Annotated in this window: 19 protein-coding genes; 15 read left to right on the top strand and 4 right to left on the bottom strand. The window is 46.1% G+C overall.

Annotated elements, in window-relative coordinates; all coding sequences use genetic code 11:
• Positions 1-38: 38 nt before the first annotated feature.
• The 4 genes from hppD to maiA are packed head-to-tail and all read left to right on the top strand — an operon-like array spanning position 39 to position 3,965.
• The gene (gene hppD, locus VFDL14_RS00455) at positions 39-1,112 is read left to right on the top strand and encodes a 4-hydroxyphenylpyruvate dioxygenase (protein WP_032553729.1); all 1,074 of its coding nucleotides are present in this window, start codon (positions 39-41) and stop codon (positions 1,110-1,112) included.
• The gene (locus VFDL14_RS00460; RefSeq protein WP_032553727.1) at positions 1,105-2,235 is read left to right on the top strand and encodes a homogentisate 1,2-dioxygenase; all 1,131 of its coding nucleotides are present in this window, start codon (positions 1,105-1,107) and stop codon (positions 2,233-2,235) included. Before hppD ends, VFDL14_RS00460 begins: the two co-directional genes overlap by 8 nt.
• A gap of 9 nt (positions 2,236-2,244) precedes the next feature.
• Positions 2,245-3,282, top strand: a complete 1,038-nt coding sequence (locus tag VFDL14_RS00465) for a fumarylacetoacetate hydrolase family protein (protein ID WP_032553726.1) — start codon at positions 2,245-2,247, stop codon at positions 3,280-3,282.
• Between the two features lie 14 nt (positions 3,283-3,296).
• The gene (gene maiA, locus VFDL14_RS00470) at positions 3,297-3,965 is read left to right on the top strand and encodes a maleylacetoacetate isomerase (protein ID WP_032553724.1); all 669 of its coding nucleotides are present in this window, start codon (positions 3,297-3,299) and stop codon (positions 3,963-3,965) included.
• A 53-nt stretch (positions 3,966-4,018) separates the two neighbouring features.
• On the opposite strand, the gene VFDL14_RS00475 is transcribed toward maiA, so the two are convergent.
• Complete coding sequence (locus tag VFDL14_RS00475; RefSeq protein ID WP_032553723.1) at positions 4,019-5,995, bottom strand: acetoacetate--CoA ligase; 1,977 nt, start codon at positions 5,993-5,995, stop codon at positions 4,019-4,021.
• 282 nt (positions 5,996-6,277) lie between these two features.
• Between VFDL14_RS00475 and phhA the strand changes: the two genes are divergently transcribed.
• The 4 genes from phhA (at position 6,278) to VFDL14_RS00495 (ending at position 8,626) form a co-directional block, all read left to right on the top strand.
• Positions 6,278-7,072: a phenylalanine 4-monooxygenase gene (phhA, locus tag VFDL14_RS00480; protein WP_032553722.1), complete on the top strand. Its 795-nt coding sequence runs from the start codon at positions 6,278-6,280 to the stop codon at positions 7,070-7,072.
• Positions 7,062-7,400, top strand: coding sequence for a 4a-hydroxytetrahydrobiopterin dehydratase (locus VFDL14_RS00485; RefSeq protein WP_032553721.1), 339 nt, complete (start codon positions 7,062-7,064; stop codon positions 7,398-7,400). The genes phhA and VFDL14_RS00485 overlap by 11 nt, the downstream gene beginning before the upstream one ends.
• Before the next feature lie 202 nt (positions 7,401-7,602).
• Positions 7,603-7,812 carry a DUF3283 family protein gene (locus tag VFDL14_RS00490; protein ID WP_032553719.1) on the top strand — a complete coding sequence of 70 codons (210 nt, stop codon included), beginning with the start codon at positions 7,603-7,605 and terminating at the stop codon, positions 7,810-7,812.
• 97 nt (positions 7,813-7,909) lie between these two features.
• Positions 7,910-8,626 (top strand): YebC/PmpR family DNA-binding transcriptional regulator, encoded by a 717-nt coding sequence (locus tag VFDL14_RS00495; RefSeq protein WP_032553717.1) that lies wholly within the window; start codon positions 7,910-7,912, stop codon positions 8,624-8,626.
• A gap of 169 nt (positions 8,627-8,795) precedes the next feature.
• On the opposite strand, the gene VFDL14_RS00500 is transcribed toward VFDL14_RS00495, so the two are convergent.
• Positions 8,796-9,053, bottom strand: a complete 258-nt coding sequence (locus VFDL14_RS00500; protein ID WP_032553716.1) for a DUF2798 domain-containing protein — start codon at positions 9,051-9,053, stop codon at positions 8,796-8,798.
• Positions 9,054-9,135: 82 nt separating this feature from the next.
• Here VFDL14_RS00500 and VFDL14_RS00505 point away from each other — a divergent pair, with 82 nt between their 5' ends.
• Positions 9,136-10,038, top strand: coding sequence for a LysR family transcriptional regulator (locus VFDL14_RS00505; protein WP_032553714.1), 903 nt, complete (start codon positions 9,136-9,138; stop codon positions 10,036-10,038).
• A 13-nt stretch (positions 10,039-10,051) separates the two neighbouring features.
• Positions 10,052-10,927, top strand: coding sequence for an NAD(P)-dependent oxidoreductase (locus tag VFDL14_RS00510; RefSeq protein WP_032553713.1), 876 nt, complete (start codon positions 10,052-10,054; stop codon positions 10,925-10,927).
• A 105-nt stretch (positions 10,928-11,032) separates the two neighbouring features.
• On the opposite strand, the gene VFDL14_RS00515 is transcribed toward VFDL14_RS00510, so the two are convergent.
• Complete coding sequence (locus VFDL14_RS00515; RefSeq protein ID WP_032553710.1) at positions 11,033-11,914, bottom strand: LysR family transcriptional regulator; 882 nt, start codon at positions 11,912-11,914, stop codon at positions 11,033-11,035.
• Positions 11,915-12,030: 116 nt separating this feature from the next.
• Here VFDL14_RS00515 and VFDL14_RS00520 point away from each other — a divergent pair, with 116 nt between their 5' ends.
• Positions 12,031-13,008: a DUF1254 domain-containing protein gene (locus tag VFDL14_RS00520; RefSeq protein ID WP_032553709.1), complete on the top strand. Its 978-nt coding sequence runs from the start codon at positions 12,031-12,033 to the stop codon at positions 13,006-13,008.
• Positions 13,009-13,137: 129 nt separating this feature from the next.
• On the opposite strand, the gene VFDL14_RS00525 is transcribed toward VFDL14_RS00520, so the two are convergent.
• Positions 13,138-14,367, bottom strand: a complete 1,230-nt coding sequence (locus VFDL14_RS00525) for an ROK family transcriptional regulator (RefSeq protein ID WP_050487508.1) — start codon at positions 14,365-14,367, stop codon at positions 13,138-13,140.
• Between the two features lie 223 nt (positions 14,368-14,590).
• Between VFDL14_RS00525 and VFDL14_RS00530 the strand changes: the two genes are divergently transcribed.
• The 4 genes from VFDL14_RS00530 to VFDL14_RS00545 all read left to right on the top strand — a co-directional run bounded on the left by VFDL14_RS00530 (position 14,591) and on the right by VFDL14_RS00545 (position 18,903).
• Positions 14,591-16,114 (top strand): glycoside hydrolase family 32 protein, encoded by a 1,524-nt coding sequence (locus tag VFDL14_RS00530; protein WP_032553708.1) that lies wholly within the window; start codon positions 14,591-14,593, stop codon positions 16,112-16,114.
• A 228-nt stretch (positions 16,115-16,342) separates the two neighbouring features.
• Complete coding sequence (fba, locus tag VFDL14_RS00535; RefSeq protein ID WP_032553705.1) at positions 16,343-17,395, top strand: class II fructose-bisphosphate aldolase; 1,053 nt, start codon at positions 16,343-16,345, stop codon at positions 17,393-17,395.
• Positions 17,396-17,413: 18 nt separating this feature from the next.
• On the top strand, positions 17,414-18,268 hold the full coding sequence (locus VFDL14_RS00540; RefSeq protein ID WP_032553704.1) for a PfkB family carbohydrate kinase: 855 nt from the start codon (positions 17,414-17,416) through the stop codon (positions 18,266-18,268).
• Positions 18,247-18,903 carry a hypothetical protein gene (locus tag VFDL14_RS00545; protein ID WP_032553702.1) on the top strand — a complete coding sequence of 219 codons (657 nt, stop codon included), beginning with the start codon at positions 18,247-18,249 and terminating at the stop codon, positions 18,901-18,903. The genes VFDL14_RS00540 and VFDL14_RS00545 overlap by 22 nt, the downstream gene beginning before the upstream one ends.
• Positions 18,904-18,943: the final 40 nt, after the last annotated feature.

Raw genomic sequence — 18,943 nt, 5'->3', positions numbered from 1 at the left:
CGCGTTCTGCGTGCTGCAATTTTCACAAGGAGAGAAACATGGTCGATAGCTACAACCCGTTAGGTACGGATGGTTTTGAATTCGTTGAGTACACAGCAGCTAATGATGAAGGGATAGAGCAACTGAAGGCGCTGTTTGTGTCACTGGGTTTTGCCGAGATTGCCAAGCACCGCTCAAAGGAGGCGTGGCTATATCGACAAGGGGACATCAGTTTTATCGTCAATGCGCAGCCTCACAGCCAAGCTGAGGAGTTTGCGAGAGTGCATGGCCCATCGGTCTGTGGCATGGCTTTTCGTGTTCATGATGCCAATGTGGCGCTGAAACAAGCATTGGACAATGGCGGCGAGGAGTACATCACTGATATTGGCCCGATGGAGCTCAGTATTCCCGCGATTTATGGAATCGGCGAGAGTCTTTTGTATTTCGTTGACCGCTATGGAAAACAGAGTATCTATGACGTCGATTTCCGCTTCTATGATGATGCGGACCAAAGGCTAGCAGGTGCCGATGTCGGCTTGTACGAGATAGACCACCTGACCCACAACGTGAAACAAGGCAATATGGATTTATGGTCAGGTTTTTACGAGCGTATCGGTAACTTCAGAGAGATTCGCTACTTCGATATCGAGGGTAAACTTACAGGTCTTGTAAGCCGTGCCATGACTGCACCGTGTGGCAAGATCCGTATCCCAATCAATGAGTCTTCCGATGATAAATCTCAGATTGAGGAGTTCATTCGCGAATACAACGGCGAAGGGATTCAGCACATTGCCCTGACTACTGACGATATCTATCAAACTGTTTCGACCCTGCGTGACCGAGGCATGGATTTTATGCCAACGCCTGACACCTACTATGAGAAGGTCGATCAGCGCGTTAAAGGCCATGGTGAAGATACCAGTCGTTTACGTGATTTGCGCATCCTGATCGATGGTGCACCCACCAAAGATGGCATCTTACTTCAGATCTTCACGCAAACCGTTATTGGGCCGGTGTTCTTCGAGATCATTCAACGCAAAGGTAACGAGGGCTTTGGTGAAGGTAACTTTAAAGCGCTGTTTGAATCGATTGAAGAGGATCAGATCCGACGCGGAGTGTTGACCGATGAGTAAATGGATCCCTTTTCCTCATCGTGAGGGAACTTGCTCTAAGCAAGCGCACGCCGACTTTCCGAAGGAGGCGATTTATGAGCGCGAAGCAGGTCGAAGCGGCTTCTTTGGCCCTGCTGCACACTTTCACCATCAACACGCTCCCACGGGTTGGTCGCAATGGGAGGGGGAGCTACGTCCTCGCGCCTTTGACTTTACTCGGGTTGAATCCGCTGTTCAGGTGTCGCCTTGGCAAGTGCCACACTTGTTGCACAATGCGGACTGCAAGATTCGAGTTTGGAAAGTTGAAAAGAGTATGGAGCACCTAGTCCGTAATGCCGATGGTGATGAGCTGTTGTTCATTCATCAAGGCAGCGCACACCTTTACTGTGATTATGGACACTTAGAAGTGAGGGATGGTGACTACGTCATGATCCCGCGCTCCACCAGCTGGCGTTTAGAGCCTAACGAGCCGATGTTTATCTTGATGATTGAAAACACCGACGCTGCGTATACCTTGCCGGAGAAGGGCATGGTTGGGAATCATGCGGTGTTCGATCCGGCCGTGCTTGAGGTGCCTTCCATCGATGAAGCATTCCAAGCTCAATATTCAGAAAACGAAACTCAGGTTCATGTAAAACGCCATGACCAGACTAGTGTGATCACCTATCCATTTAATCCGTTAGATGCGATTGGTTGGCATGGTGATCTGGCGGTTGTGAAGGTCAATTGGCGCGATATCCGACCTTTAATGTCACACCGTTATCACTTACCGCCATCTGCCCACACGACTTTTGTGGGGGCTGGATTTGTGGTGTGCACTTTTGTACCACGTCCGATAGAGAGCGACCCCGGTGCGCTGAAAGTGCCGTTCTACCACAACAATGACGATTATGACGAAGTGCTCTTCTATCATGCGGGTGACTTCTTCAGTCGCGACAACATCGAAGCCGGGATGGTGACGTTTCATCCTGCGGGCTTCTCGCATGGCCCACACCCTAAAGCCTTCAAGGCGGGATTAGAGCATAAGAAAACCTTTACCGATGAAGTCGCCGTCATGATTGATACACGCCACGCTCTATCGTTTGCTGATGAGCTCGACGTGGTAGAGAACAAACAATATGTCTACAGTTGGCAAGAGAAGTAGGGAGCAAGGATGAAATTAGCAACCAAGAAAAATGGGACTCGCGATGGGCTATTGATGGTCGTGAGCCGAGATCTTTCTCGATGTGTCCCTGCAACAGAGATTTTCCACGCACTGCATCTCTCGCCGACGATGCAGACGGCCATGGATCATTGGCAACAGGTAGAATTACCACTATCCGAATTGTATGAAGCGCTTAACGATCAGAGCGTCGAACATAGCGAACCTTTTGAACCGGTTAACTGTGAATCACCACTGCCGCGAGCCTACCAATGGGCGGATGGTAGCGCTTATGTCAACCATGTTGAATTGGTCAGAAAGGCGCGTGGTGCGGAGATACCAGAGAGCTTTTGGAGCGATCCGTTGATGTACCAGGGCGGTTCCGACTCTTTCATTGGTCCTCGCGATGACATTGAATTTGCGAGTGATGAATGGGGGATAGACTTTGAAGGGGAAGTCGCCGTGATCACTGGTGATGTGCCGATGGGAGCAAATCGAGAGCAGGCAGAAGCGTCGATTCGCTTGTTAATGCTGGTGAACGATGTCTCTCTGCGAGGGTTAATCCCAGCCGAACTAGCCAAGGGTTTTGGCTTTTTCCAATCAAAACCCTCATCTGCATTCTCGCCCGTGGCCGTTACCCCAGATGAGTTAGGGCAGGACTGGCACCAGAGCAAAGTCCATCTTCCTCTGATCTCGACCTATAACAACGAGCCGTTTGGTTGCCCCAATGCTGGAGTTGATATGACGTTTGATTTTGCGCAGCTGGTTATGCACGCCTCAAAAACACGTCCATTGTCGACAGGTACCATCATCGGTTCTGGCACCGTGTCGAATAAACAGGGCACTGATCATGGCACCTCCATTCAAGAGGGGGGGGTTGGCTATTCATGTATCGCAGAGGTGCGCATGATTGAAACCATTCGTGATGGTCAACCTAAGACGCGCTTTATGACCTTTGGTGACTCGATCAAATTGGAGATGTTGAACTGGGAAGGGCAATCGATCTTCGGTGCCATTGAGCAACAAGTGATTAAGTATCAAGGCTCGTAAGTAGAGGGTAAGCGATGAGTGAAAGGATCAAGCTTTACGGATATTGGCGATCATCAGCGGCTTATCGAGTCAGGATCTGTCTCAACCTAAAACAGCTTAGTTACCAGTCACAATCGATTCATCTGTTGCGTGAAGGCGGTGAGCAGCACAGTGCTGAATATCACCGCTTGAATGCCGCCGAGTTAGTTCCTGTGCTGGTGGACGGTGAAATTTGCCTTAACCAGTCCTTGGCTATCATCCAATATTTGGATGACGAGTACCCATCCAGCATAGTGATTCCGACACAAACGCCGCTGCGCTATCAGGCATTGGCGTTAGCTCAAGACATCGCGGTTGATGTTCATCCGCTTAACAATCTGCGCGTTCTGCAGTACTTAGAGCGAGAGCTAGGCTGTGAGCAATCAGCCAAGGTGAAATGGATGCATCACTGGATTGGGCAAGGGTTCTCGGCGCTTGAAGAGAAGCTTGCAAAGTATAGAGCGGAGCACGGCTCGTGTCGGTTCAGTGTGACGGACTCACCGTCGATTGCCGATATCTGTTTGGTCCCACAAGTGTATAACGCACAAAGGTTTGGAGTAGATATGTCACCCTATCCGCTGATTAACTCGATCGTTGCAGCGTGTAATCAACAGCAGGCCTTTATTGATGCTCTGCCCGAGAACCAAGAGGACGCGGGCAGTTAATCTGAGGGACAAGTAGCAACAAGATCTTGAAAGGGGTAGCCGCGTATGAGCGGCTATCCCTTTTTCGTAATCATTTGCTCTATCTCTTTTAGTACCTCGGCATTGGCGATCGCACCGATGTTCTCGACGAGGTTGCCATTAACGACCTGTTTCACGGCTAGCTCCACCAACTTACCGGAGCGGGTTTTAGGAATGTCACTGATCACAAAGATTTGGCTCGGGACATGCCTTGGTGAACACGCAGATTTCAACTGGCTCTTAATGGTCGCCTTTAAAGGCTCGGTAAGCTCTATTTGTGATTCCAGTTGAACGAATAGCCAGATCTCTTCATTGCGCTCAGCTGCTTTGCCCACGGCGATAGAGTCGACGATCCCCTCGATATGATTCACCTGTTGGTAGATTTCCGCCGTACCGATACGCACGCCACCGGGGTTGAGTGTTGCATCGCGACGTCCGAAGAATACAAAACCTCGATTGTCGCTCTGCTTTACATCGTCTCCGTGGTGCCAAGTATCCTCAAAACGGCTCCAATAGGTGTCGTGATAGCGTTCACCATTGTCATTCCAAAATCCGTTCGGGAAGTTGGGGAGTGAGTTGCAGCACACCAGTTCGCCTCGTTGTTCGGTTATGGCCTCTCCGTGACTGCTAAACACTCTTACATCCACGGCTAGGCCAGCAGCTTGGCACTCTCCTCGATAAACCGGAGAAATAGGGTTGCCCAGCACAAAGCAGCCACAAATATCGGTGCCACCAGAAATCGAAGCGAGATGTAAGTCGGATTTTATCGATTGGTAGACAAAATCGAATTGCTCAGGATATAGCACTGAACCGGTAGAGCAGAGCGTCTTCAGCGCGGGCAAAGCGGTGTGCTCTGCAGGGTGAAATGGAACCTTTTCTAGCGCTTCTAAATACTTCGCTGAGGTACCAAATAGGCTTACGTCGGCTCGTGCAGCCAGATCCCATAAAACACTTGGATTTGGGCACATTGGGCTGCCATCAAATATCACTAAGCAAACCCCACTCGCCAGTGCAGAAACATGCCAGTTCCACATCATCCAGCCACAGGTGGTGTAATAGAATACGCGATCGTGTGGCTTGATGTCGCAATGCAGTTGATGCTCTTTCAGGTGGTTGAGCAGGGTGCCACCGACGCTGTGCACAATGCATTTCGGTTTGCCTGTGGTTCCTGAAGAGTAGAGAACAAACAGCGGCTCATTAAAACTCACTTGAGTAAACTCGATGGTTCTAGCTTGGTAAGAAGAGATAATCGCTTGCCAGTTTTGCTGAGAGGGGGACGCTGGTGCACTGGCTTTGTTAGCGTAGCTTATCTGACAGACTTGCTCTAACCCTGATATTTGCTGAGAAAGCGCGTGGTTTTTCTCTGACATATCGAAGTGCTTACCATTAAAAGAGTAGCCATCACAGGTAAACAACACTTTCGGTTGAACTTGTCCAAAGCGCTCTAAAACGCTTTCCACACCAAAATCGGGCGAGGTTGACGTCCAAGTTGCTCCTAAACTGGTAGCGGCGAGCATCGCGACCACCACCTCTGGTAAATACGGAGTATACGCAGCGACCGTATCGCCTTTCGTCACTCCGCACTCCATCAACCACTGCTGAACACGAGAGACATCGTCATACAGTGTCTGCCAAGTGTATTGAGTCTGTTCACCCAACTCATTTTCGAACCATATCGCCAGAGTGTCTTGTTGCTGGTGGGTATGCTTAAGCAGGTTTTCAGCGTAGTTGAGTTTGGCCTCGGGGAACCACAAGGTATCTCGATTTGGCTGTGACTGCTGCCAACGAGGCTCACCTAAAATGGCGGTATGTTTCCCTTGTGAACCTACCACACCACAAAACTCCCAGGTTTGCCCCCAGAAACGCTCTGGTTCCTCAATAGACCATTGATGCAGTGCGGGGTAACCATCAAGATTTAAACCCTGTTGGCTTAGTTGATCCATGTACCTTGTGATGTTCGCTTGAGCAATGCGCTCAGAGCTTGGTTGCCAGATTGGTTCACTCTTATCCATGAGTGCCTCTTCGATAAAAAATTAATAGATTCAGTCTTGTACCGACGATCTCCAAAGTCAAACAATGGCTATCAACACGCTAGCACCTCACTTGTATAGCCTTTGAGTGAACTAGGCGGTGTTATTCCCACTGTTATGTATTTAAAAGTCCAATAAAATCATACAACTAAAATTAATGTAAAATATTTGTTACAGGTTTCGTGTTGCTAATCCATCTGTACAAACTGGCGGTTAAGGGGAGGGCGGATACGCTTAAAGTAGGGAAGCAATTGGAGGGAAGCAGTGACTCATTATCATTCTAAACCTGTCAGCCAAGATGGGTGGGTAGATTGGAACAGCCAAGAAGATGCGATTTGGCATGACTTGGTTAGTAGGCAGCTAAATGTGATCCAAAATCGAGCCTGTGAGGCTTATTTGCAGGGGTTACGTTTATTGGATTTGCCTTTAGACCGAGTACCGCAACTACCTGAAATCAATCGAGTATTAGCCTCCACCACAGGGTGGCAGGTGGAGCCTGTGCCCGCTTTGATTGATTTCGACCGCTTCTTTGCACTGCTTGGCAGCAAGCGTTTCCCTGTCGCGACCTTTTTAAGAACCCGTGACGAGTTCGACTACTTGCAAGAGCCGGACTTTTTCCATGAAATATTTGGCCACTGTGCGATGCTTACCAATGCCAGTTTTGCATCGTTCACTGAACATTATGGCCGCTTGGGTCAAGCTGCGACGCCAAAGCAGCGTGCTTATCTTGCTCGCCTATACTGGTTTACCGTTGAGTTCGGTTTAGTCAAAGAGCAAGGACAAACCAAAATCTATGGGGGGGGGATTCTGTCATCGCCAGCAGAAACGCTCTACGCATTGGAAGAGCCAAGCGTCATTCGAGAAACGTTCGATCTTCAGACTGTATTCAGAACGCCTTATCGAATAGACATCATGCAGCCGAAATATTTTGTTATTGATGGTCTAGCGCACTTGTTTCAATTAAGCCAACGAGACCTCATCGCCCAAGCCGATTTAGCTCGTCAGTCTGGGCTGTTACCACCACTTTTTGAACCGAAGGAAGCGACACATGCTGAATGAATTAAAATGCGAAGCCTGTACCAGTGATGCCAAAGCGTTGAATGAATCAGAGCAACAGACTCTACTAAAAGAGCTGCATGACTGGGAGATTGTCATCAGAGAGGGTATTCCGCAGTTGGAGAAAACCTATCGCTTTAAGAATTTTAAGCTGGCGTGGGCATTCAGCAATCAAGTCGCAGAATTGGCTGAAGAAGAGTTTCATCACCCTTCAATATTATTGGAATGGGGCAAAGTGACCGTGACATGGTGGAGTCACTCCATTAAGGGGCTCCATAACAACGATTTTATCTGTGCGGCCAAATGCGATGAGTTCAGACCAGATGTCTAACAACGATATTGTTGACGAGTTGCGTCAAGCATTTAGGGGATTTGTGATTTATTTGTGATGAGAGTGCCATCATCGCTTAAATAGGCAAGCTAGGGGCTCTGTGTGAGCCTCTTTCTTATTGAATTCTTCTTATAATATTGGTTTTACTAGAGCCCTATATGCTATATTTCTCGGCCAAGTTTACTACAGACTGAGGCTGAAAATGTCTATCAACCTTTCACTCCTTCCACCCGATGAGAAAAACAAGATCGAGCTGGATAAGCAGGCTTCATTCCTCGTATGGCAATTGAAGCAGGCAAAATGTGGCCCTGAAGCCATTGTTGAAGAAGCAATGAAGCTTACCGACCCACAAGAGAAAGCTTGGTTTGATCAGTCTGTGGAGAAATACAAACAGGTAATGGGTGTCGCATAATTGCAGACCACGCTTACCCCAGCAATGCCGCAGAATTGAAATGATGCGGTTTTTTGCTAGAATTTGCCCCGTTAATTGAATCAGAGAGAAGATCCCGATGGGAAGAAGTTTTGAAGTGCGTAAAGCCTCTATGGCGAAAACAGCAGGCGCAAAAATTAAAGTTTATTCCAAGTACGGTAAAGAAATTTACATGTGTGCGAAGAATGGCGGTTCAGATCCAGATATGAATCTATCGCTTAAGCACCTGATTGCTAAAGCGAAAAAAGACCAAGTACCTGCACACGTTATCGACAAAGCGATCGATAAAGCAAACGGCGGTGGTGGTGAAGACTACGTACCAGCTCGTTACGAAGGTTTCGGCCCTGGCGGCACAAGCGTAATCGTTGACTGTCTAACAGATAACGGTAACCGTACTTTCCAAGACGTTCGCCAATGTTTCGTTAAGACTGGTGCGAAAATCGGTGTTGAAGGTTCTGTTTCTCACATGTTCGCTCACCAAGCGGTATTCCAATTCAAAGGCGAAGATGACGAGATCATCCTAGAAACGCTAATGATGGAAGACGTAGACGTAACTGACGTTGAGCTAGAAGACGGCGTAATCACTGTATTCGCTCCAACAACAGAGTTCTTCAAGACTAAGACTGCACTAACAGCTGCTTTCCCAGATCTAACACTAGACGTTGAAGAGATCACGTTCGTACCTCAAACTCACACGCCTGTAGCGGGTGATGATGCAGTGAAATTCCAGAAGTTCCTAGACCTTCTAGATGACTGTGATGACGTACAACAGGTTTACCACAACGCTGAGCTGTAATTCTACGTTGTCGTGACAGCTCAGTGAACTGTCATTTGAATACTAAAAACCGAGCCATGTGCTCGGTTTTTTTATGTCTGCGATTTTACCTTGATCATTGTTCCGCCGGAACGATGAAAAAATCGGTGCTTTTTGGCTTTAACCATTACAAAAACCATTCGTCGACTCCCTATTCATCACATAGCCCGACTTGAGACGGTTGTGATTCTCTTGGTTTACATATCCACTCTGCGAGCTTTTTCACTTTTGGCAGTAGCGTAAGGCTAAGTACCAGTGCACATGGCCACGCCAACAAAAAGCTGTTTAGCCATACTGGTGGCCAATCGTGGCTGAAGCCCATCTTAGTACCTGAAATTATGCCTGACATCAGTACTGCCATGACCAGTGAAGAGAGTGTTGCAGTGACATAGTGAAGTTTTTTGTTCATCTCTGCTCCTAATGATTTTTCTTGTTCGTTGGGTTAAGGTTACTCTTATCCACAAATGAGAAAAATAGGCATATAAAGAACCATGAATTCCATATATGGAAACATTGATGATCTGTTTTTATTTTGTGCTGTGGTAGAGAAAGGCTCTCTGCTTTCGGCCTCGCGTTCACTGCAGCTTCCTGTCTCAACCATGTCCCGCCGTCTATCTGCTTTAGAGGAGCGGCTTGGGATTCGTCTGCTTGAGAAAAAAGGGCGAGAGTTGGTTGCGACTGAGGATGGCGAAGCGGCGTTTCAATCCCTCAGTAGCGGTATGGAGTCATTGCAAGCTGGTTTTTTGGATCTGCTCAAAGGCAAGGATGTGATTCAGGGCAAGATTAAGCTGACCGTCCCACACAATTTTTATGGCAGCTTTCTGAGCAACACGATCGAGAATTTTCTGATCCAGTACCCTAAGGTGCAATTGGATTTAGTCTTGAGTCAGCAACATTTAGTCCCAGAAACGGATCGTGACTTGCTGGTGACCTTTAATGTCTCCAACTTGGAAGGGATGATTGCGCGCCCCCTGTTTAAAGCCAAGCACGGCTTCTTTACTAGTCAGAAATACCTAGAGCGCAGAGGTGCCATAACCACCCCAGAACAGTTGGCGCAGCAAGACTGGGTCAGTGTTGACCATGTGACGGACATTCCGCTCTATAAAGGAGATACCCTTGAGCGCAATATCAGCATTCAACCCAAGTTTGTGGTCAATGATATCCACCGAGTCGCCGAAGCGGTTGAGAATGGCTTAGGTGTCGCTTCACTGCCGTTTCGTCATATCTCACCCAATATGGACCTCATTCAACTCCTACCTGAATACCATCGAGGTGACCGACAGGCATATTTAGTGTACAAAGAGAGAAAATATCAGCCTAAGGCGTTGACGCTACTGATTAATGCACTGATTGAGAGCATTCGATCTTTTCACAATGAAGCGCCCGCCTCATAAAAAGGAGCAATAAATGAAAGTAAGTTTTATCGGACTGGGTGTGATGGGTTTCCCAATGGCAGGTCACCTAGTTAAAGCCGGTTTCGAAGTAACGGTATTTAACCGTACTCACAGCAAAGCACTCGATTGGGCTGATAAATATCAAGGTAAAGCCGCTGAGACCGTTGCGGAGTGTGTAGCAGAAGCTGACGTAGTGTTGGTTTGTGTTGGCAACGATGACGACGTTCGCAGTATGACGACCAGCGAAACAGGTGCATTGGCGGCGATGAAGCCAAACGCGATCCTTGTCGACCACACCACGACGTCTGCACTGTTATCGGAAGAGCTTGACGTTGCTGCTAACAAAGCTGGTGTTCGTTTTATGGATGCACCAGTATCAGGCGGTCAAGCGGGCGCAGAAAACGGCGTGCTAACCATCATGTGTGGTGGTGAACAAGAGCTATTCAATGACCTGCAACCTGTATTCGACGCTTATGGTAAGTCATCCGTTCTTATGGGTAAGGTCGGCCAAGGCCAACGCGCGAAAATGGTTAACCAGATCTGTATTGCAGGTGTATTAAACGGCCTGTCTGAGGGCTTAGTGCTTGCTGAGAAATCAGGCTTAGACATTCAAACTCTGGTTGATTGCCTTAAAAACGGCGCTGCTGGCTCATGGCAGATGGAGAACCGCGCGGTGACGATGTCGGAAAACAAGTTCGACTTTGGCTTTGCTATCGACTGGATGATCAAAGACTTAGGTTTCTGCTTAGATGAAGCTGAGCGCCAAGGCATCCAACTTCCATTGACGGAAAAAACCAACAACGCATATAAAGCTCTATCTGCTCAAGGCGAAGGTCGCATGGATACTTCGGTATTGATGAAGGCTGTGGTTGAAGAGACGAAGAAGTAAAAGTCATAAAAGCTTCGTTTAGATAACTAAAAATAGCCGCGAATCTGCGGCTATTTTTGTTTGTACAAAGTGATAACGAGCATTTCTCTCGTGCAAGGGAATTAACTATCTAGACTCGAGCATAACTCTTTTAACCACATCATGAACCGCTAGATTTAGAGGGCTTTGACGATCGACAAGACGCATGCAGGATACAAGGTTTAAATCAATCCTAAGCGCTTTGGGGGGCTCTATCGTATTAAGCGAAGCGTCCTTCCAACTGTCGCTTAGCACGCAGGCGTGTTCTCCTTGCTCGAGAATCTGCCTCGCAACTGAAAAATTGTCCACCGTGATACTGATGTTGGGGTTAATGCCATTGCTTCTCAACATTTCTAAATATCGGTAACGGTCTTCATTCCAGCCTTGACTGCGGATCTTGATAAAAGGCAATTGCAACGCCTCTTCCCATGTTAGTGGCCCCAACGATTTTGATACGGCGATCACCAGTTGGTCGGCCATGATGCGTTTCTGGAAGATATTGGTGCTGCGGTCTTCGTTTAGAAAGTGCACACCTAAGGTGATATCACCTTCTTCTAATTTTTGCTCTGTATCTGATGTCCAAGTCTTCAGCTCAATTTGTGCTTTGGGGAATGTTTTCGAAAGTTCCTTAAATAAACTTAGACCTGAAAATTCGAGTGTGGAGGCGAAGAAAGCGAGGGTAATGGGCCCTTCATAGGTAGCAGGGTCGAATGTCACTGGTGATGTAGCGGAGTGCATTAAGGATAAGGCTTGTTCAATCTTGGGCAAAATAGATTTGCTGTAGTGCGTTGGTCTCAATCCTTCTGTGGTGCGCTCGAAAAGTGGGTGTCCTAATTGCTCTCTTAGCTTGGCCATTTGCTTGCTGACTGCGCTCTCTGAGATCCCCAGTTTCATCCCAGCCCTTTTAAGGCTATTCGACTGACACAGCAATACAAAGGTACGCAGCAAGTTCAAGTCTACACTTTCCATATCGGCAAGTCCTATTTTCCACGCTTTCCATATTGGAAGTATAAAGTGATCACTGTCGGCGGAGCAAACAATACTCTTCCAAATGACATTCACTTTGAAATATAAAGGTCGCTACTATGAAAACACTATTTCCCCTTACTGCTGTCGCTTTATTCTCAACCAGCGTTATTGCAGCGCCAACTATTGTCACGGAAGATAATTTTGCTCAGGCATACACGAATATGCGCCTCGGCGCGGTGGTAGAAAAAGCGGGTGGTATCAACACATTCTTTGAGATGCCTGTACCGAGCAGCGTTCCTGAAGAGCAGTTCGTTGTACGAATGAATCGAGACACTTTCTATTCTGTTTCTGTCATCGATATGTCGAACGATGATGTCTATGTGACAGTTCCAGAAACCGACCAATATGTGTCACTGCAAGTCGTCGATGAAAACCACGAAACACAGCCAATGATCTACGGTTCTGGTCGTCACAAAATCAGCGCAAAAACGGATCACGCATTTGTTATTGTCCGTGCTCTTGAAGATGATGCACGCCGTAACCTGAAGATTGAAACCAGCAGCGATAAGCCGTTTGTTGTAAAGGAGTGGGATATGGCGTCATTTAAGGCCACGGATAGAGCTGGCAACATCGACTTCAGTGACGGCTATGATCAATCAAAAGCATTTGGTAACAAAGAAAGTGGCCAAACTGATTACATGAATTATGTTGGCGCAGCTGGTGGCTGGGGTGGTGCGATGGTTGAAGACAACATCTATCAAACCAGTCAGTACTTCGATGCGAATGCATGTTACGAGACGACTTTCAAAGACCCGAAGGCAGGGGCATTCTGGTCAGCGACGGTTTACAATGCTGATGGGCGTATGTTTAACGATAAAGCCAACATTTCGAGTGAAATGGAACCCGTGATGAACATTGATGGAACCTACACTCTCCGTTTTGGATGTGAAGGTCAGCCAAACAATATTCCAACTATGGAAGGCAATAATACGGGCAAATTTAATGTGCTTATGCGCCATTACAACCCAAGTGAGCCAGTCAGCAAGGGCGAGAAGGGGTACAACCCGGTGACGATGATTAAGAAGGTCGGTTAAGTTAATTCAGCGTTTTTTATGGAAGCCGTAGTCGACAAAACGAAAAATAGTCTCTGCGAAGATTCGCTCTGATAACTGAAAATAGCCGCTGATTAGCGGCTATTTGTGTTTGGCTTGAGTTAGCTAGCTTTATTTTGTTCTTTCAGCTGTATTAGTGGCTTTAATCCCTAAATGCGCCAAAGGCAGAAGTAGTTCATTGGACATCACGTTGTGATAATTTCCTTTATGAACTAAATCTTCCTGGCTTTCATCAAGAACCAATTCGATATTGTTTGCTAGATCTGGAAGCAGTAATCGAAATGTGTGTTCTTTAATGCGGCTTAAGAACTCAGTACCTAACTGTGCCAGTTCATCACCAATGACGACCAAGTCTGGGTTTAGCTGGTTAATGTTATTAACTAAACCGTGCGCTAAGCATTTAGCTAAATAGTCGACGGCACTTATTGCAGCTTGTTCTTGGTTATGGAATGCACTCACTACTACTTCAAAATCTGCGGACTCTAGTGATGCTTCAAGTTTGTAGCGTTCTATTAAGGCTGTCGTTGAGCTGTAAAGCTCAAGGCAACCTAGGTTCCCACATTTACATTGTGGCCCTTGAAAATTAATAGATGTGTGACCAATTTCTCCTGCGGCACCTAAGCTGCCATGGTAAACCTGTCCTTCGATAACCAAACCTGAGCCCACGCCTTGTCCAAGAGACACATACAATAAAACACTCGCATCATAAGTGTTTTGCAATTGACGCCAAACGGCAAGTGCTGCCAATTTAGCATCGTGACCGGCATAAATTGGATGGTCAGGAAATTGTTCACGCATATGAGAGATAAAATCAATATCTTGCCAGTTTTTAGCATCCGTCATTAGCATGATTTTATTGTCTTGCTCTAAAAATGGCCCAGGCATAGCAACAGCGATACCTAGAACATCACCTTCTTGCTTTTGAAGTACATTGCTTACTTGCTGTGTTAAATACGCGATTAGCTCTTCTGGACTATTATCGATATTGATTGGTTTGACTATGCTAGTCAGTGAAACGCCATTGAGATCGAAGGTATCAATAGAGAAGTTAGTACGTTGTATTCGAACAGACAAAATTCGCAGGTGTTGAGTGTTGAATCCGAGATAGATAGAGCTCCGGCCACGCGCGGCTTTTCGTACGCCAGTTTCTACGATTAGCCCTTGTTCTATTAGCGGTTTAATTGCTCGTGTCACTGTCGCTTGATCAAGCCCAACGAGTTGACTTATCTCTTTTCTGGAGCAACTACCACTTGTGTGAAGTGCATTAAGAATCACGCGTTTATTATGATTTTGTACATCATCTAACGAAACGCCTAGTCCGCTTTTCATAGGCTTGTTCATAGTTCTCCTGACCAGTTTGATCTGCAATAACGTTCCAATGGCTCTATACAATATATTGAAAAAGTTAAGTTTCAATAAAATCATATAGTTAGAAATAGGCTCTACTTTACTTATGTGAGCGTAATCTCAAGTTCATCATACTATATTTGTTAGCTGCAATTAAATGAAATATATTTGATTGCAGGTTGCAATTAAATATATTTCGATAACATTGGAGGTCCTTGTGGTATTCGATAAGAAGAAGCATCAGGCAATTATTGATCAAGTTGAAGATTACATCGCTGAGCATAAAGATACAGTCAAGCAGCACCATTGGCGTGAGCATTACCATTATCAAGCCCCTGTTGGTTGGATTAATGACCCGCACGGTTTGATTCAGTATCAAGGTAAATATCACCTCTTCTATCAGCATCACCCATTTAGTGGAAAGTGGGGCACCATGCATTGGGGGCACGCTGTCAGTGAGGATTTGATTCACTGGGAAACTCTGCCAGAAGCGTTGGCACCAAGCGAAGAATATGACGGCTGGGATGGCGGCGGTATCTTCACCGGTAGTGCGGTTAATAATGATGGCGTGATGACATTGTTCTACACGGGATGCGCACAAGCTCGCCAAGTCCAATGTATGGCAACATCGACGGATGGTATCAACTTCGAAAAATATGATGGAAACCCAATCTTATCGGATCCACCAGAGGGAATTAACCTACATGACTTCCGCGATCCAAAGGTTTGGAAGCATGAAGGCTCATGGTACATGGTGACAGGTGTAACAGATGGCGTGAGTGATCTCATCAATGCATCAAACTACGAGACCAATGGATTTGGTAAAGTCTGTCTGCACAAGTCAGACAATTTAACCGATTGGGAATTCGTAGGGTACTGTGTTGAAAGTATGGGCGAATTGGGGACAATGCTTGAGTGCCCAAATATCTTCAAATTGGGTGACAAACATGTCCTTATGTATTCACCAATGGGTATGCAACAACGCCAAGTGGTTTACCTTGTTGGTGACTTAGACTACCGAACTGGTAAGTTCCATTGGTCCACTATGGGCTCATTAGATTGGGGCTTCGACTACTACGCACCACAAGTCTTCGATGATGAAAATGGGCGTACTCTCATCCAAGCTTGGATTGGTTCATGGCCATTCATGCCATGGTGTGATGGCACTTACGATACGAGTGAACTTGGTTGGTACGGCAGTATCACATTGGCTCGTGAAGTCTCTTTATGTCACGACGGGAAACTGAAGTTCACACCAGTGCAAGAAGTTGAAAAGTTGCGTCATTCGCCAAAAAGGCATACAGAGCTAGAGTTAAACGATGGTGAAAAGTTCGCATTTGAAGCCGGTGATAATGTTCACTGTGAAATCATTGCTGACATTGACCTAGCTGCTAGCGACTGTGATAGCGTTGTGTTTGAGATTCGTAGTAAAGGTGAACAGAAAACACTGATTGAGTTGGATCTTAAGAAAGGCGAATTGGCCTTTGATCGTACCCAGTCAGGTAGCCGCTCTGCTTTGCGTAGAACATGCCCACTAGAGTGTGCAAGTAAGGATCGAGCAAATATCCGTATCTTTATGGACAGTATTTCTGTGGAAGTCTTTACCGATGGCGGTCGTACTGTGATGACCAATAACATCTTTTCTGATGAAGACAGTGCAGGCCTCTATGTATACGCTAAGAACGGTAACGTAAGAATTGAAACACTAAAAACATTCGGAATGAAAAGTGTTGCCGAATAACTGATTCAGTCTTCCTCCTCTTCTATTTAGCCCAGCATATTGCTGGGCTTTTTTGTTTCTTAAAAAGAGTTTCTATTAAAAAACGAGCCTCTTTCCCCTGCTGAAAATAAAGATCATCAGAACAAAAACACGATCCTTTTCACATTCTAAATTCTATTTAATTGTTTCTTGCAATTAAATTAAGTAAGTTTAATTGCAAGAAACAATTAAATCACTTTGGAGAAGAAAATGGCTATCGTTACACTAAGACAATTACTGGATCACGCAGCAGAAAATGGTTATGCAGTGCCAGCATTCAACATCAGCAACATGGAGCAAGGGCTTGCTATTGTTCGCGCGGCAGCAAAATGTAATTCAGGTGTCATCCTGCAGGCGAGCATCAATGCTCGTAAAAGCTACGCTGGTGACGTGATGCTTTATAAGATGGTTTGTGCTCTCGCTGAAATGTTCCCGAAAACACCAATCGTTCTTCACCAAGATCATGGCAACAGCGAAGAAACTTGCCTTTCAGCCATTCGTCACGGCTTTACGTCAGTGATGATGGATGGCTCATTAGAGCGAGATGCTTCAACTCCAAGTAGCTATGATTACAATGTAGATATTACTTCGCGCGTGGCTCAATCTGCACACTGGGTTGGGGCGTCTGTTGAAGGTGAACTGGGTTGTATCGGTTCTTTAGAAACAGGTGAAGCGGAAGCGGAAGATGGTGTTGGCGCGGCTGGTATTCTTGAAAAGAGCCAACTTTTAACTGACCCGGACCAAGCTGTTGATTTTGTAAAAAGAACTAAGGTCGATGCATTAGCAATCGCTTGTGGTACAAGCCACGGTGCCTACAAATTCACGCGTAAACCCGATGGCGATATCTTAGCAATGAACGTTATTGAAGAGATTCACTCAAAGCTCCCAACCACTCACCTTGTTATGCATGGCGCATCTTCGGTACCTCAATACCTTCAAGATATGATTAATGAGCATGGTGGTGAAATGCCTCAAACATACGGCGTACCAATTGAAGAGATTGAACGTGGTATTAAGCATGGTGTTCGTAAGGTAAATATTGATACAGACTGTCGTATGGCGATGTCCGGTCGCTTCCGTGAACTCGCGATGAAAAACCCGCAAGAGTTTGACCCACGTAAGTTCCTGTTAGCTGGAATGGACGAATTAACGAAGCTTTGTTTAAACCGATTTGAACGCTTTGGCTGTGCTGGTCACGGTGACAAGATCACACCTATTTCTATGGATGACATGGCTGCACGCTACGCTAGCGGTGAGCTTTAATTCAAAGGAGTTCTACGTATGGGAAATTGTGTATTTATAGGCAGAAGCACGATTGATTTAATGAGCTTTGTTGAAGTGATGCCTGGCCCCGACCAAAAGGTGAATGCCATTGCTGATTTTATTGGTGGTGGTGGGTCTGCACTCAATGCGGCGGTTGCATGCAACGCATTAGGTTCTGATGTACACCTTTGGACATGTTTAGGTAAAGAGCACCTCTATAAATCGATAGTGACAGCAGAGCTTAATGAGCACGAAATTTCGGTTGTGGACTTAAGTCTCGATGACGAATATCAGTTGCCACTATCGAATATTATCTCTGCAAAGCAAACGGCATCTAGGCTTATTGTCAACGCAAGTCAGCCCGATTGCGAACAGGTGGTGAGTTTAGACCCGAAATGGCTAGATAATGCAAAGCTTGTGTTACTTGACCAATATGAACATCCGTTTGTAAGTACTAACGTACAAGCACTAGCTGAGTTTACAGGGGATATTGTTCTAGACGCAGGTACTTGGAAGTCACACAGCGAACTGTTTTTATCTCTCTGTACTATTCCTATTGTTTCAGAGGAGTTCACCAACGGTGATAAAGAGAAAATGCAGGAGCTTTGTGACCAATATGGGATAAAAAAGTGGGCAATGACGCTAGGTGACAAAGGTGTTTTTTATAGTGATGAGTCTGGTAGCGGGTTAATTCCTGCACCTAAAGTTGATGCTATCGATACGCTGGGTGCTGGAGATATTTTCCATGGGGCCTTTTGTCATTACTACTCAGAGAATCAAGATTTCCGAGGCTCTTTGAAGAAAGCTAGTCACATAGCGGCATTATCATGTACTGAATTAGGAACTAGATCATGGCTAAAACACATTCGTTAACGGTTGATGACATTGCAAGTATTCCTCAGCTGATTGCCAATACTTACCAAGAGTCAGGGAAACCGATTCTTGTCATCGGTATATCTGGTGCACCAGCTACGGGTAAATCAACTCTGTCAGAATCTCTACATACCGGATTATCGAAGTTAGGTCTCAAAGCCCAACTTTGTCCCATGGACGGCTTCCACTACCCTAATTCGGTACTGAAAGAAAAAGGACTGACGTCAGTCAAAGGTAGTATCGAAACATTTGATGTAACCTCATTGGCACATTTGCTTGGCAAGGCGGTGACACCAAATGCTGATGCATTCTTTTGGCCGAAATACTGTCGTCAGTTGCATGACCCCATTGCTGAAGGTTTTTTAATTGAGCCTGACACTCAAATTATTTTACTCGAAGGCAATTACATCTACTCAACCGATGAAGACTGGCTACCCGTCAGTGATTTAATTGACTTGAAGATCTTTCTCACCGCAAGTGAAGAGGTCCTTAGAGAACGATTGATATCACGACACATGGCCGGTGGAAAGTCGCAACAAGAGGCGCTTGATAAAACCGAGCGCGTGGATCTAGTCAATGCGTTAAAAATAAAAAAATACGAATCAAACGCAGACTACGTAATCCAGACGCACTAGAACAGCGTCCCATGTACTCTACAATTCTCATGGAGAGATC

Source organism: Vibrio fortis (genome assembly GCF_000695685.1).
Lineage (GTDB): Bacteria > Pseudomonadota > Gammaproteobacteria > Enterobacterales > Vibrionaceae > Vibrio > Vibrio fortis_A.
This window is presented reverse-complemented; position numbering and strand designations above follow the sequence as displayed.

What these genes read in the sequence shown, in the direction of transcription:
- hppD (WP_032553729.1), top strand. Translation starts at nt 39, where the DNA reads ATGGTCGATAGCTACAACCCGTTAGGTACGGATGGTTTTGAATTCGTT.
- VFDL14_RS00460 (WP_032553727.1), top strand. Translation starts at nt 1,105, where the DNA reads ATGAGTAAATGGATCCCTTTTCCTCATCGTGAGGGAACTTGCTCTAAG.
- VFDL14_RS00465 (WP_032553726.1), top strand. Translation starts at nt 2,245, where the DNA reads ATGAAATTAGCAACCAAGAAAAATGGGACTCGCGATGGGCTATTGATG.
- maiA (WP_032553724.1), top strand. Translation starts at nt 3,297, where the DNA reads ATGAGTGAAAGGATCAAGCTTTACGGATATTGGCGATCATCAGCGGCT.
- VFDL14_RS00475 (WP_032553723.1), bottom strand. Translation starts at nt 5,995, where the DNA reads ATGGATAAGAGTGAACCAATCTGGCAACCAAGCTCTGAGCGCATTGCT.
- VFDL14_RS00485 (WP_032553721.1), top strand. Translation starts at nt 7,062, where the DNA reads ATGCTGAATGAATTAAAATGCGAAGCCTGTACCAGTGATGCCAAAGCG.
- VFDL14_RS00490 (WP_032553719.1), top strand. Translation starts at nt 7,603, where the DNA reads ATGTCTATCAACCTTTCACTCCTTCCACCCGATGAGAAAAACAAGATC.
- VFDL14_RS00495 (WP_032553717.1), top strand. Translation starts at nt 7,910, where the DNA reads ATGGGAAGAAGTTTTGAAGTGCGTAAAGCCTCTATGGCGAAAACAGCA.
- VFDL14_RS00500 (WP_032553716.1), bottom strand. Translation starts at nt 9,053, where the DNA reads ATGAACAAAAAACTTCACTATGTCACTGCAACACTCTCTTCACTGGTC.
- VFDL14_RS00505 (WP_032553714.1), top strand. Translation starts at nt 9,136, where the DNA reads ATGAATTCCATATATGGAAACATTGATGATCTGTTTTTATTTTGTGCT.
- VFDL14_RS00510 (WP_032553713.1), top strand. Translation starts at nt 10,052, where the DNA reads ATGAAAGTAAGTTTTATCGGACTGGGTGTGATGGGTTTCCCAATGGCA.
- VFDL14_RS00515 (WP_032553710.1), bottom strand. Translation starts at nt 11,914, where the DNA reads ATGGAAAGTGTAGACTTGAACTTGCTGCGTACCTTTGTATTGCTGTGT.
- VFDL14_RS00520 (WP_032553709.1), top strand. Translation starts at nt 12,031, where the DNA reads ATGAAAACACTATTTCCCCTTACTGCTGTCGCTTTATTCTCAACCAGC.
- VFDL14_RS00525 (WP_050487508.1), bottom strand. Translation starts at nt 14,367, where the DNA reads ATGAACAAGCCTATGAAAAGCGGACTAGGCGTTTCGTTAGATGATGTA.
- fba (WP_032553705.1), top strand. Translation starts at nt 16,343, where the DNA reads ATGGCTATCGTTACACTAAGACAATTACTGGATCACGCAGCAGAAAAT.
- VFDL14_RS00540 (WP_032553704.1), top strand. Translation starts at nt 17,414, where the DNA reads ATGGGAAATTGTGTATTTATAGGCAGAAGCACGATTGATTTAATGAGC.
- VFDL14_RS00545 (WP_032553702.1), top strand. Translation starts at nt 18,247, where the DNA reads ATGGCTAAAACACATTCGTTAACGGTTGATGACATTGCAAGTATTCCT.